11 protein-coding genes are annotated in these 12,875 nt (G+C 72.8%); 7 read left to right on the top strand and 4 right to left on the bottom strand.

The features are described from left to right. Nucleotides 1-82 precede the first annotated feature (82 nt). The 3 genes from uvsE to POL25_RS40000 form a co-directional block, all read right to left on the bottom strand. Entirely contained in the window at nucleotides 83-1,000 is a 918-nt protein-coding gene (uvsE, locus tag POL25_RS40010) for a UV DNA damage repair endonuclease UvsE (RefSeq protein ID WP_272091679.1), read from the bottom strand. A gap of 156 nt (nucleotides 1,001-1,156) precedes the next feature. Further along, nucleotides 1,157-1,753: a hypothetical protein gene (locus POL25_RS40005; RefSeq protein WP_272091678.1), complete on the bottom strand. Its 597-nt coding sequence runs from the start codon at nucleotides 1,751-1,753 to the stop codon at nucleotides 1,157-1,159. Nucleotides 1,754-1,916: 163 nt separating this feature from the next. Next, nucleotides 1,917-2,147, bottom strand: a complete 231-nt coding sequence (locus POL25_RS40000) for a hypothetical protein (protein ID WP_272091677.1) — start codon at nucleotides 2,145-2,147, stop codon at nucleotides 1,917-1,919. Nucleotides 2,148-2,501: 354 nt separating this feature from the next. Between POL25_RS40000 and POL25_RS39995 the strand changes: the two genes are divergently transcribed. From POL25_RS39995 to POL25_RS39975, 5 genes are all read left to right on the top strand, one after another. Then, the gene (locus POL25_RS39995; RefSeq protein WP_272091676.1) at nucleotides 2,502-4,178 is read left to right on the top strand and encodes a serine/threonine-protein kinase; all 1,677 of its coding nucleotides are present in this window, start codon (nucleotides 2,502-2,504) and stop codon (nucleotides 4,176-4,178) included. Further along, nucleotides 4,175-5,440 (top strand): vitamin K epoxide reductase family protein, encoded by a 1,266-nt coding sequence (locus POL25_RS39990; RefSeq protein WP_272091675.1) that lies wholly within the window; start codon nucleotides 4,175-4,177, stop codon nucleotides 5,438-5,440. Before POL25_RS39995 ends, POL25_RS39990 begins: the two co-directional genes overlap by 4 nt. A 90-nt stretch (nucleotides 5,441-5,530) precedes the next feature. Further along, on the top strand, nucleotides 5,531-6,550 hold the full coding sequence (locus POL25_RS39985) for a hypothetical protein (RefSeq protein ID WP_272091674.1): 1,020 nt from the start codon (nucleotides 5,531-5,533) through the stop codon (nucleotides 6,548-6,550). Then, the gene (locus tag POL25_RS39980; RefSeq protein ID WP_272091673.1) at nucleotides 6,547-6,705 is read left to right on the top strand and encodes a hypothetical protein; all 159 of its coding nucleotides are present in this window, start codon (nucleotides 6,547-6,549) and stop codon (nucleotides 6,703-6,705) included. The genes POL25_RS39985 and POL25_RS39980 overlap by 4 nt, the downstream gene beginning before the upstream one ends. A gap of 13 nt (nucleotides 6,706-6,718) precedes the next feature. Beyond that, nucleotides 6,719-7,948 (top strand): TlpA family protein disulfide reductase, encoded by a 1,230-nt coding sequence (locus POL25_RS39975; protein ID WP_272091672.1) that lies wholly within the window; start codon nucleotides 6,719-6,721, stop codon nucleotides 7,946-7,948. 348 nt (nucleotides 7,949-8,296) lie between these two features. Here the strand turns inward: POL25_RS39975 and POL25_RS39970 are convergent, their stop codons facing one another. Then, nucleotides 8,297-9,511, bottom strand: coding sequence for a hypothetical protein (locus tag POL25_RS39970; protein WP_272091671.1), 1,215 nt, complete (start codon nucleotides 9,509-9,511; stop codon nucleotides 8,297-8,299). Nucleotides 9,512-9,648: 137 nt separating this feature from the next. On the opposite strand from POL25_RS39970, the gene POL25_RS39965 reads away from it, so the two are divergent. Continuing rightward, the gene (locus POL25_RS39965) at nucleotides 9,649-11,214 is read left to right on the top strand and encodes a DUF4215 domain-containing protein (RefSeq protein WP_272091670.1); all 1,566 of its coding nucleotides are present in this window, start codon (nucleotides 9,649-9,651) and stop codon (nucleotides 11,212-11,214) included. Next, nucleotides 11,211-12,785, top strand: a complete 1,575-nt coding sequence (locus POL25_RS39960) for a DUF4215 domain-containing protein (protein ID WP_272091669.1) — start codon at nucleotides 11,211-11,213, stop codon at nucleotides 12,783-12,785. The genes POL25_RS39965 and POL25_RS39960 overlap by 4 nt, the downstream gene beginning before the upstream one ends. Nucleotides 12,786-12,875: the final 90 nt, after the last annotated feature.

Below are 12,875 nucleotides of genomic sequence, written 5' to 3'. Positions count from 1 at the left end.
CTGCGTCACGGCGGGTCCGAGACGTCGCATGTCCTTCACGACATGCCCGTTCGGACATGTCCTTTCGCGCACCCTCGACGCCTCACGCCGCGCGCTCGCGCTCTTGCGTCGCCACCCACTTCGCCAGCCGCAGGACCGCCTGCTCCTTGGCCTTGGCCTCGACGTCGACGGTGATCCGGCGCCCCAGCCACGCGCGCGGCACGTCGGCCGGGCGCACGAAGTCGTCGTGGTGCTGCGGCTGCTTGTTGCCGTCCCACCCGCCCTTCGGGCTCGACACGTGGGCCCACGGCTCGCGCGCGCCCCAGGTCGCGGCCGCCAGCTCGATGGCGTCCTCCACGCTGGTCGCCCCGGGCAGGCAGCGGTGGTGATGGACATCGTGGATGAGCGGCAGCCCGGCGCGGGCGCACACCGGCAGCAGGTCGTCGACGGTGAACACGCGGTCATCGTTCTCGAGGGCGATGACCGCGCGGGCCCGCGGCGACAGGCGATCGAGCCCGCGCTCGAGCCGCGCCAGCGCCGTCGCCTTGTCCGGCTGGGCCCCGCCGCCGTGCAACGTGACCTGCTCGGCGCCGACGAGCTCGGCCATCCGCCCATGGTGCTCGAGCTCCGCCAGCGAGCTCTCGACCACCGCCGGCGACGCCGAGCCGGGCACCACGAATTGATCGGGGTGAAAGCTCAAGCGCACGTCCTTGGCCCGCGCCAGCTCGCGCACCGCCGTCAGCCGCCGCTCCAGCCCGCTCCACGTCGGCAACTCCTCCAGCGCGTAACCGACATCGGGGTGGGTCACCAGCGGGAACAACTGCGAAGAGATGCGGAAGGCGCCGATCCCCCGCGCCGCGCACCAGCCCACCGCCGCCGCCAGCGCGTCCGCGTTGGCGAGCGCGAGCTCGCCGAGGAACAGCCGCTGGGCCGCGCGTGGCTTGCCGCCGACGAACCGCGCGGTCGTGTGGCGGAACTTGATCGGCTCGTCGAGGAACGTACAGCAGAGGCCGAGGCGCACCCCGAGAGTTTGCTCGCTACTGCCCTCATTCACAACCGACGCCCGGTGTCATGAATCGCACTCGCGCGCAAGAATCATCGCCGCCGCGACCCAACGCGAACGCCCGCGCTCGCGCCGGGGCGCGAATGCGGGGTGTGATGATTCGCGGGCCTCGCCTCAGGCGATCGCGCCGGACTCGAGCCCGAGCTCGGACTCCTCGCGCTTCCACGCGCGGGCCAGCATCGTCCGGCTCTGGTGCTCGAGGTCGGCGATCGGCAGGTTGTGCTCGCGGAGCTCCTGCGCCACCAGGCTCGGCAAGATCCGGTCGATGTGCATCACCATGCGGGCCGCGTCGCGGTAGCCCTGCTCGGCCAGCAGCGCGGTGTCGCTGTCGCCGAGGCCGTTCGCCGTGGTGAACAGCATGAGGTAGCTGACGGCCACGTGCGAGAGGTACGTGTAGTCGTCGCGGATCGCCTTGCAGGCCGACAGCGGACGCACCCGGTTGGTCAGCCCGGCGAGGAAGCCGGTCACCGTGGTGACCGCGTCCTTGAACGGCTGGGTGACCTTGCCGCCGAGCGCCTCGGCGCGCGCGTCGAGCAGCTTGCGGTGATTCTCGAGCGTGCGCTGAAACTCCTGCACCGCGCCCAGCGCCTGCAAATGATTCGATCCGGTCAGCATGCGCGCCTGGCGGTCGATCGCTCGCAGGCCGTGGTTCACCAGCGCGTGCATGTCCGTGATGTAGGTCGTGAGGGTCGCGGTCGTCTTCTCGTTCATGATGCGTCGTCCGGTTCGCGGCCAGGCATGCGCCATTACGCCGGCGCCGCAACCGGGCTGTGCCGGGCGCCGCCGCGACGCGTCGCGCGAGCGGCGGTGGAGGCCGCGAATTCATCGATCTCGGCGGTGCTCGCATTCATCACGCGCAAGCACCGCCGGCTCATCAATCGAGCGAGAAGCTGCTGGCCTCGTAGCAGCCCGCGAACGTGGTGAGGCTCAGCCCGGTCGCCGCCTCGGCCCCGGCCACCAGCCCCGGCGTATCGCAGCCGCTGTCGTTCTCGGGCCAGAAGTAGCCGCAGGCGGCGAAGAAGTCGAACTGGCCGGACCCGTGTGCAGGCGTAGGTTGGCCGTCATGACCCGCGCTGCCCTCGTCCTCGCCTCGTTGCTCGCCCATCGTCAGCGTGTATCAGCCGACGGCGGGCAGCATCACCGTCGAAGACGGCGCGATTCGCCGGGGCGCGAGGGGCTTCGACGCGCATGGTCTTTCGGACATGTCCGATCGACCACGTCCGCGACCGACCCCCGAAGCCGCGGTCGCCCACGCGTCTCGCGGGCACCGCGGAAGTCGCGCGGAGGCGCGCGACCGTCGGGGCCTGGCTGCCTCGGATGAGGCACGCAGCTCTGCGCGGTCCTCTCACCCCGTCGGCGCCGCGCGGCCGGCCGGGCCCGTGCCCGCGGTCGGCGCCGGGTGCCCTCGCGGCCGCGCGGCCCACTTTACCGGGGCCTGCGCCGCGGCTAGCCTCGCGGCGTGAAGTTCACCGAGGAGGAGCTCGGCGAGGCGGAGCGGGCCGAGACGCACGAGACCTCGACGATGCACGCGCCGCCGGCCGACACGCGCGTCGGCATCCTCCTCGCCGATCGCTACCGGATCATGGAGCGCCTCGGCAAGGGCGGCATGGCGGCGGTCTACCGCGCCGTCGATCGCCAGTCGGGCATGGAGTACGCGATCAAGTTCCTCGACCGCCGCTTCACGGCCGACCCCGACATGGGCCGCCGCTGCCAACGCGAGGCGCGGACGATGGCGGAGATCGAGAGTCGCCACGTGCCGCGGGCCTTCCTGGTCGGCACGACGCCGGAGAACGAGATCTACTTCGTGATGGAGTTCCTGCGCGGCCGCGACCTCGACCAGCTGCTCACGCGCGAGGGCCCGCTGCCGTGGCGCCGCGCGGCCGGGGTCGGGCTGCAGCTGTGCGAGGCGCTGGCCGCCGCCCACGCCCGCAACATCATCCACCGCGACGTCAAGCCGTCGAACTGCTTCCTCGTCGAGGGCGGCGACGCCGGCGACGATCTCGTCAAGCTGATCGATTTCGGCATCGCCAAGGACCTCGACGCCAGCGGCGAGCAGACCGGCCTCGGCCTGGTGCTCGGCACGCCCGGCTACGTCGCGCCCGAGCTGCTGGCCGGCGAGTCGCGGGCGTCGCCGACGACCGACGTGTACGGCCTCGGCGTCACGCTCTACAAGCTCATGACCGGGCGCCTGCCGTGGCAGCCCGGCAGCGCCGGCGACATCACCTACGCGCAGATGCACGAGACGCCGCGGCCGCTCCACGATCACGTGCGCGGCCAGGTGCCGGTGACGGTCGAGGCCGCGGTCATGCAGGCGTTCGAGCGCGACCCGTCGCGGCGGTTCCGCTCGGTCGAGGAGGTCACCGCGGCGCTGCGGCTGGCGCTCGAGGAGCCGCGCGCGGTCCCGCCGAGCGGCTCGGCGCTGCGCGAGGCGGCGGTGCGGCCGGGGCCGACGAGCGGGCCGAGCTGGCGTCGCGAGGCCGCGATCACGGCGGCCCTGGCCGCGGCGCTGTTCGGCGGCGCGTGGTCGCTGGCCCCGGTCACCAGGCCCGCGCGCGGCGGCTCGGGCCGGGTGCCGCTGGTGACGGTGCGACCGATGCCGACCCACGCGTCGCATGACCCGAAGGCCAGGTCCGCTGCCGCCGCGGCGCCGACGACGAAGGCCGCGCACAAGCCTGCCCCCGTCGAAGCACCGCGTGATCCGCCACCGAGTGATTCGCCACCGAGTGATGCGGCGCCCATGAAGGCGGCGCCGCCCGTCGCTACACCGCTGCCGGCCGAGATCGCCGCACCCACGCCGCCGCGGCCGTTCTCGGCCCGCAAGATCGAGGCCCAGCTCGACGGCCTGCGGACCGACCTGCGCGTGTGCGCCGCTCCGGGCGCGGACCGCCTGCGCTTCACCCTGCACGTGGCCCCCGACGGTGCGGTAGCCGACGTCCAGGCGACCCCGGCTTCGTTTCGCCAGTGCATCGCCGCCCAGCTCGACGGCGTGGTGTTCCCCGCGAGCGACGGCGGCGGCGAGCTCGATTACGCGTTCCGGGCCAGGGACGCGGCCAAACCGACCGCCAAGCCGGCGGCCAAGAAGAAGGCGAGCAAGGACGCGATGGACGACGACCTCTTGCCCGTGGGGGGCAAGTGACGGAGCCGACGATCGCCACCCCGTCCGAGCTCGCGCCGCGGGTCCGCGCCGGCGCGTGGTTGACGCTCGCCTCCGGGCTCGCCGGCCTGTTCGTCAGCGCCTGGCTGGTGCGGCTCAAGTTCGGCGCCGACCACCTGTGCGACGCCAGCGGCTGCCCCGGCGGCGACGACGGCCCGGCCTGCGCCGAGGCGCTGGCCAGCGGCTGGTCGCAGGTGCTCGGGCTGCCGCTCGCCATCTGGTCGATCGGACATGTCTTCACGACCATGTGGCTAGCGGTCGCGGTGCTGCGCCGGCGCGGGCCGCTGGCCGAGGTCGCCGCGCGCGGGCTGCTCGGCCTCGGCGTGTTCGGGTTCGCGGTGTCGCTGGCGCTCGGCGTGCACGCGTTCACGAGCTTCGCGCACATGTGCCCGCTGTGCGTCGGCCTCTACGCCACCTACACCGTCGCCCTCGTCGGCGCGCTGCTGGTCCGCGGCGCCGCGCCGACCTGTCCCGAGGGACATGCCAAGGTCGGCGCCGTGCGGGCCGCGCTGGTGTGGGCGCTGACCACCGGCGGCCTCGCCCTCGCCTATCAACTCGCCGCGCGCTCGGTGACCTGCCCGCCGCCGCCGCCCGATCCGCCGCCGGTCACGCTCGCCGCCACCGTCGACGACCCGCGCCTCGCGGTGATGTTGTTCGTCGATCCGACCTGCCCGCTGTGCCGGCGCGAGCTCCACTTCCTGCAGCAGTCGCTGCCGCGGCTGCGCGCCCACGGGGCCGAGCTGTGGGTCTACATGTTCCCGCGCGCCGTCTGCGACGAGCGCTACCTGCCGTCGCACGAGTTCGTCGACGGCGACGGCAAGCCGCAGACCCACGGCGACGCGCGCAGCAACAACGCCTGCCTCGCCGCCCTGGCGGCCCTGTGCGTCGAGCGGCTGGCCCCCGGGCGCGGGCTCGACGGCCTGGCCGCGCTGTTCGACCTGCAGGACACCGAGGCCCCGCGCTTCACCACCGACAAGGTCGAGCGGGCGCTCGGCGACGTCGCCGACGTGCTCGGCCCCGGCGGCCGCCTGCGCACCTGCATCGACGGCGAGGACGCCGCGGCCACCCTCGCCGCCCAGCAGCGCTACTTGCTCGCGTGGGTCAAGGCGCGCGGCGGCCGGGTCGGCGTGCCGCAGGCCTTCGTGGTCCCGATCGAGGCCGGCGAGCTGCGCCTGGGCGAGGCCATGCCGGCCACCAGCGCCGGCAAGATCCTCAAGCTGGTCGAAGCCCCGGCCGCCGAGTGATGTCGATGACGATCCATCGATCCCTTATCACCTCGATCGCCCGGTCGGCCGGCGTCGTCTGCGAGCCCGGCGGCGCGGAGTGAGACTCTCATGGCGATGACGCTCGATCGGCTCACCGTGACCTTGATCGCCCTGACGACCGGCGTCTGGGCGATGGTCGTATTCGTGGCCTGGGCGGTGGTCTCCATCCCGTCCACCGCCGTCGAAGGCGCCAGCGAGCAGCGCTGCGACCCGCGCCGGCCCGACGAGGAGCAGTGCCCTGACGGCCACTGGTGCGTGCACGGCGAGTGCACCCCGCACGAGGAGCCCCCGGTCGCGCAGCGCGGCGAGCAGTGCCGCGACTGCCCGTGCGACGTCGGCCTGCAGTGCGGCGCCGACCTGCGCTGCCGCCCGCGCGGCGAACCCGAGGCCCCGGCCCCGACCTGCGGCTCGCCCGCGGTCGAGGCGGCCGTCTCGCGGCTGACGCAGGCGTGCCTGCAGCGGCGCACCAGCGTGCAGGACCAGGTCGAGGGCGGCGGGGGCTGCAGCGCCGACGAGTGGCGGGCCCTGCTCGCCGACGACGAGGAGATGAACGCCCTGCTCGCCGCCTTCCCCGATCGCCTCACCGTCTACTTCCCCTCGGGCGAGCCGCGCGCGCGCCAGCCCTGGCCCGATCCTGCCGCCCGCGCCCACCTCGTCGGCGAGCTCGCGCGCCACGCCAAGGCCCTGCGCGACGCCAAGATGCTGTTCGTCATCGGCCGATCGAGCCCCGACGGCAACCCGACCGACGACCACGCGCTGGCGCTGCGGCGGATCAACGCCGTCGAGCGCCTCATCGACCAGGCCCTCGGCCGCGACAAGCCGAGCGAGCGCGGCCAGGGCCCGATGCTCATCGGTTGGGGCGCCCCGAGCGAGCGGCCCGTCGCGCTCGAGGCGTTCGTGCGCAACTACGCCGGCGCCCAGCCCCCGATCGCCGCCACCCGCGCCGACAGCGAGCGCCTCGCCGCCGCCTTCGCGGCCGTGCGCGCCGGCGAACCCGTGCCCGCCCGCCGCACGCTCGAGCGCGACGTCAACCGCGTGGTCCTGGTCATCCCGGTCCCGTGCACCGGCGCGAAGGACCCCGGCCGATGAAGCCCGCCACCGCCCGCCGCCTGCTGCTCGCCGCCAGCCTGGCCGCGACGGTCGCGGTCGCCGCGGCCGCGATCGGCATCTGGCGCTTCGTACAGGTGCGAAGAGACATGTCCCAAACGCTAGACGCCTGCACCTGCTGCGAGGCGCCGGAGTGAACCGAGGCCCGGCGTGAAGACCACCCCGCTGCCGACCCCCGACCCGGAGGCCCCGCGCGCGTGGATCGGGGCCGCCTTCGTGCTCCTGGCCTCCGTCGCGCTGCTGTCCGGCCTCACCCTGGTGCTGACCTGGCGCCTCGCCGCCCAGACCGAGGCGCTGGCCGAGCTGCGCGAGCGAGCCGCCGCGTGCAAGCCTCGCGTCACCACCTCCTCCGAGCCTCTCCGCGAGATCGAGCCCGCCCCGCCCCCGCCGAGCGCCGCTCTCGGTTCGGGCGCCTACGTGGCCGCCGGCGTCGACGTCGCCCCGTTGATGCGTCTGCGGCTCGAGCGGGTCCGCCACGGCGCTCCTGCCGGCACCGTGCGGTTCGGCGCCGCCGACGTGCTGTCGCCGCGGGCCGTGCACGTCCTCAGCCTGTGGGCCCCTTGGTGCACCGCCTGCAAGGAGGTCCTCCCCGATCTGCGCCAGCTGTTCGCCGAGCGTGGTGACAGCTGGGGCGACGCCGTCCGTTTCCTCCCGATCCAGGTCCTCGACCCCACCGCCCCCGAGGACGCCATCCGCACCTGGGGCCCGCTCATGCCCTCCAGCGCCATCCAGCTGGCCGATCGCTCGCTCGCCGACAGCTTCGTCGCCGCTCTGCGTGACGACTCGCGCCGCCTCTACCAGGGCACCCTGCCCGTCACCCTCGCGCTCGACTGCAACCGGCGCGTCCGCTGGGCCCGGATCGGCGTGCCCAGCCCCGCGGAGCTCAAGGAGCTCGAGGCGTGGCTCGACACCTTCCGCGACGAGCTCCACGACGGTGACCCGCGCTGCCGCCAGGTGTGGTGCGGCAACGGCCGCTGCGAGAACGGCGAGGTCGGCCGCTGCGAGGACGACTGCGGCACTCCGGCCGAAGCCGCGACCCCGAGCGAACGCCCCGTCACCGGACCCACCGAAGTCGCCGTGGCCAGTCCGAGCGACGTCGCCGCGCCCCTCACGGCCGCAGGCAAACCTCCGGCCGCACGCCCTCCGCCGTGCCCGTCCTCCTGCTCGCGCTGCGACGCCGAGGGCCGCTGCTTGACCCTGTGGCAGCGCACCGAGACCCCGGTCGCTCCGCCGGATCCACGCTGCGGCGACGGCCGCTGCGACCCGGACGAAACCACCGAGACCTGTTGCCGCGACTGCGCCTGCGAGCCGGGCCTGCAATGCCGTCGCGGTGAGGGCGAGCGCGACGTCTGCGTGCCCGCGAAGATCTGGCCGCACTGACGCATCTCCACCCATCCTGGCTGAGCTGGCCGCGGAGCCGCGAGCTTGTTCGAAGCACCACGCTCCCCGCGACGCGTGCTGCCGGTTCACCGAGTTGTCGGCGCCGCTCCGCCCGTGTTCGTCGACCTCGACCCCCGCGCCGCGACGCGTGCTGCCGCCTCATCGAGTTGTCGGCGCCGCTCCGCCCGTGTTCGATCGACCTCGACCCCCGCGCCGCGAGGCATGCTACCGCTTCATCGAGTCGCCGGCGCCGATCCACTTGTGTTCGATCGACCTCGATCCCTGCGCCGCCATGCGTGACGCCGACTGCCTCGATCGACCGCGGAACTCGAGCGAACGACGCGACGCCTAGAACCGCCCCTGAATCGTCAGCCCCGCCCCGCCCACGCGCATCTGCGGGCTCGCCGACACCAAGAACTTACCCGAGCGCTCGAGCACCAGCCCCGTCGCCGAGCTCGCCAGCAGCCCGCCGCCGAGGCCGACGAACACCGCCCCGACCGTGTGCGTCGCCGCAGCCCCGCCGAGCGCCCGGTGATCCTCCGCTGTCCACGCCGAGCGATCGTTGCGCTCCGAAAATTGCTGCACCCCGAGCCCGAGCGCGACCGCCCCACCGATGGCCGAGAGCCCGCCCACCACCGCCGTCGCCGTCCACCCGATCTTTCGTCCGCGCGGCGTCGGAGCCAGCGCCACCAAGCCGCCCACCAGCGCGCCCACGCCGACCCCGAGCACCCCGCCGCCGGCCGTGCGCAGGTTGCCGGCGCCCGCCAGCGCGTCGCGGCACGCCGCGATCGGATAGACCGGGTTGCCTGGCGTGCACTCCTCGATCGGCGTGTCCAGCCGCGACGACCAGCGCCCTTGCCCTGCCCCCAGCAGCCCCGCGCCCGCCACCACCCCGACCGCGCCCGCGGTTCCCCAGCCGAGCGCGAACCGCCGCAGCCCGCGCGCGTCGGGCCGGGCCCGCAGATCGAGCACCTGCGGCGTCGTCGACGGCGTCGGCTCCACCCGCACCTCGAGCGTCACCGGCTCGAAGCGCGGATCGTCGACGCTGATGCGCCACACCCCCGCGTCGAGCGCCAGCGTCGCGCGGTCGCCGGGCCCGATCGTCCTCGTGATGTCCGGCCGTTGATCCGAAGCGAACGCCGACACCACCGCCAGCGTCACCGTCACCGGCGTCGCCAGCGGACGCGGCGATCGCAGCACCAGCGCCACCGCCGTCGTCTTGCCGCGGGCGATCTGCGCCAGGTTGGCCGCCTCCTCGCGCTGCGCCGGCGTCAACGACGACAGCGCCAGCAGCGACTCGAGGTGCGCCACCGCGTGCGCGTAGTGACGCAGCGCGAACCTTGAAGCTGCCGCATTGAACAGGTCCGAAGCGCCATGTCCTTCGCGCCAGAGCGACTCGTACTCGATGGCCGCCTCGGCGAAGCGGCCGTGCTCGAACGCCGCCTGCGCGCGACCCCGGCGCTCCTCGCCGCTCGACGGCGCGTTCGAGCCGGCGGCCGGCGGCCCGACGGTCGGGGCGGCGGGCGCCAGCAGCAGGAGAGCGGCCACGAGGACGCAGACCATGGACCCGCGAGTCTACGGAAAACCGCCGACGAACGCGAGCACCCAACCGCAGTTGGCCCCCTCCCCAACGGGCGTTGGTGGCCCCCCAGCCGCCTTGCGCCGTTGCTCCTCGCGGATCCCTCGCATACGATCCAGCGATGGCGCGCCAGCACCTCCTTTTCGCCTTCTCGCTCGCTCTCGTCGGCACGAGCTGCCTCCGCGGCGAGTTCCTGGCCGCCACCGATCCGTCCTGGCAGTGCAACCACGACTTCGTCTGCGACCCTGACGAGAACCAGACCTCCTGCCCCGACGACTGCCTCTGGACCGACGCCACCGGCGAGGGCGACGCCGCCGCCGTCTGTGACGCCCGCGAGAACTGGACCTTCGTCACCGCCTGCCTCGACACCTGCGGCGACGGTCAGCAGGACCCCGGCGAGACCCAGGACACCTGCCCCCGCGATTTCCCCGGCCCCGGCTGCCGCGACGGCCTCTGCGCCCCTGCCGAGGACCCCGCCCGCTGCCCCGTCGACTGCCACCCCGGCACCTGCGGCGACAGCGTCTGCGACCGCCACGAAAACGCCGCCGTCTGCCCCGACGACTGCACCGACCTCTGCGGCGATGGCCTCTGCCAGGCCGGCGAAGACACCACCTGCCCCCGCGACTGCGAGCCTTGCGAGGGCGCCGCCTGCGTCTGCGGCGACGGGCTCTGCGGCCCCGGCGAGTCCATGCTCACCTGCCCCGACGACTGCACCGGGCCCGCCTGCGGCAACGGCGTCCAGGAGCCCGGCGAAGCCTGCGACGACGGCAACGACGACAACACCGACGCCTGCCTCGACACCTGCCAGCCCGCCACCTGCGGCGACAATATCGTCTGGGCCGGCGAAGAGGAATGCGACGACGGCCCCGACAACGGCCCCGGCAAGCCCTGCAACGAGCTATGCGAAGCCAGCGCCTGCGGCGACGGCCAGCTCGGCCCCGGCGAGACCTGCGACGACGGCAACGACATCGACACCGACGCCTGCACCAACGCCTGCCAACCCGCCACCTGCGGCGACGACATCCTGTGGACCGACGAAGAACAGTGCGACGACGGCAACGACATCGACACCGACGCCTGCACCAACGCCTGCGAGCCCGCCGACTGCGGCGACAGCATCGTCTGGACCGACGAAGAAGAGTGCGACGACGGCAACCAAGTCGACACCGACGCCTGCTCCAACACCTGCCTCAAACCCCGCCGCGTCCTCTTCGTCACCAGCACAGCGTACCAGGGCAACCTCGGCCTCCTGAGCGCCATCGACGCCAGGTGCCAGACCGCAGCTATGACCGCCGGCCTGGCGAACCCCATGACCTTCAAGGCTTGGATCTCCACGAACGAAGTCTGGCCCGCTATGCGCATGGATACGACCTACGTCGGGATGTACGTCCTCGTCGACGGCACTCCCGTCGCCGAAAACGGCTGGGTCGGCCTCACAGACGGGACTCTCTCCCAGCCCATCGACATAACGGAAAGCGGAGCTTTCCTGGACAGTAACCCGTGGACCAACACCAAGGCCGACGGGACTCCCGCAGGCAACAGCCACTGCAGTTTCTGGACGAGCAACTCCGGGCAGAACAAGGGGCTGTACGGCTCTACCCTCGCCATCGACTCCGGCTGGACCGACTCGACGGACACGAACTCGTGTTCGGGCGCCTTCCCCCTCTACTGCATCGAGGACCCGTGACGCAGCACCACGCTCTCGCATCGATGCTCGGCGGCCTCGCGGCCGTGCCCTTCGCCCTCGCACTCATCACCTGCGCAAGCGAGCCCGAGCACCCGCCCTGGGCATGCAACCACGACTTCGTCTGCGATTCCGACGAGAACCAGACCTCCTGCCCTGACGACTGCCTCTGGACCGACGCCACCGGCACCGGCCCGGCTGCCGCCGTTTGCGACGCCCAGGAGAACTGGACCTTCGTCGCCGCCTGCCTCCAGACCTGCGGCAACGGCCAGGAGGACCCCGGCGAGACCCAGGCCACCTGCCCCCGCGACTTCCCCGGCTTCGGCTGCGGCGACGGCCTCTGCGCCCCCGCCGAGGACCCCGCCCGCTGCCCCGTCGACTGCCACCCCGGCACCTGCGGCGACAGCGTCTGCGACCGCCACGAAAACGCCGCCGTCTGCCCCGACGACTGCACCGACCTCTGCGGCGACGGCCTCTGCCAGGCCGGCGAGGACACCACCTGCCCCCGCGACTGCGAGCCCTGCGAAGGCGCCGCCTGCGTCTGCGGCGACGGGCTCTGCGGCCCCGGCGAGTCCATGCTCACCTGCCCCGACGACTGCTCCGAGCCCACCTGCGGCAACGGCGTCCAGGAGGATGGCGAAGTCTGCGACGACGGCAACGACGACAACACCGACGCCTGCCTCGACACCTGCGCCCTCGCCACCTGCGGCGACGGCCTCCTCTGGGCCGGCGAAGAGGAGTGCGACGACGGCCCCGACAACGGCCCCGACAAGCCCTGCAACGAGCTCTGCGAAGCCAGCGCCTGCGGCGACGGCCAGCTCGGCCCCGGCGAGACCTGCGACGACGGCAACGACATCGACACCGACGCCTGCACCAACGCCTGCCAACCCGCCACCTGCGGCGACGACATCCTCTGGACCGGCGAAGAACAGTGCGACGACGGCAACGACGTCGACACCGACGCCTGCACCAACGCCTGCCAGCCCGCCACCTGCGGCGACAACATCGTCTGGACCGACGAAGAAGAGTGCGACGACGGCAACGACATCGACACCGACGCCTGCTCCAATACCTGCCTCAAACCCCGCCGCATCCTCTTCGTCACCAGCGCCGGATTCAAAGGCAACCTCGGCGCCATTGGCGGTGCGGACATGAAGTGCGTGGCAGCGGCGACCTCTGCCGGGCTCCCGAATGCGGCCAGCTTTAAGGCCTGGCTGTCGACCCTGGGCACCTCGCCCGCGAATCGGCTCGACACTCAGTATCAGGGAGCGTACGTGTTGATCGACGGCACTCCGGTGGCGGAGAATGGTTGGGCCGACCTAACTGACGGCGAGCTGCTGCACCCCGTCGATCTGACCGAGCTGAACATGCAGGCTTCCAGCGCCCCTTGGACGAACACTAAGGCCGATGGTACCAGCGCTGGCGATGACCACTGCGACGGCTGGAACAACCTGACACTGGATTTCTCAGGGGCCTTCGGCAAGACGAACGCGACAGACGGGACCTGGACAAACTCGGGAGGTGTAGTCCCCTGCTCCAGCGCTTCTTCCCTCTACTGCATCGAGGACCCGTGAAGCACTGCAACTATCTCGTTCGTGCTGTCCACCGCCCAAACGAGCCCGAGCTCCCGCCCCGGACAGTGCAACCCAACTTCATCCACGACC

Source organism: Nannocystis bainbridge (assembly GCF_028368995.1).
GTDB classification, from domain to species: domain Bacteria; phylum Myxococcota_A; class Polyangia; order Nannocystales; family Nannocystaceae; genus Nannocystis; species Nannocystis bainbridge.
This window is presented reverse-complemented; position numbering and strand designations above follow the sequence as displayed.

Coding starts and splice junctions, on each gene's coding strand:
- POL25_RS40000 (WP_272091677.1), bottom strand. CDS start 2,147: ATGGGCGAGCAACGAGGCGAGGACGAGGGCAGCGCGGGTCATGACGGC.
- POL25_RS39980 (WP_272091673.1), top strand. CDS start 6,547: ATGAAGCCCGCCACCGCCCGCCGCCTGCTGCTCGCCGCCAGCCTGGCC.
- POL25_RS40005 (WP_272091678.1), bottom strand. CDS start 1,753: ATGAACGAGAAGACGACCGCGACCCTCACGACCTACATCACGGACATG.
- POL25_RS39965 (WP_272091670.1), top strand. CDS start 9,649: ATGGCGCGCCAGCACCTCCTTTTCGCCTTCTCGCTCGCTCTCGTCGGC.
- POL25_RS39970 (WP_272091671.1), bottom strand. CDS start 9,511: ATGGTCTGCGTCCTCGTGGCCGCTCTCCTGCTGCTGGCGCCCGCCGCC.
- POL25_RS39985 (WP_272091674.1), top strand. CDS start 5,531: ATGGCGATGACGCTCGATCGGCTCACCGTGACCTTGATCGCCCTGACG.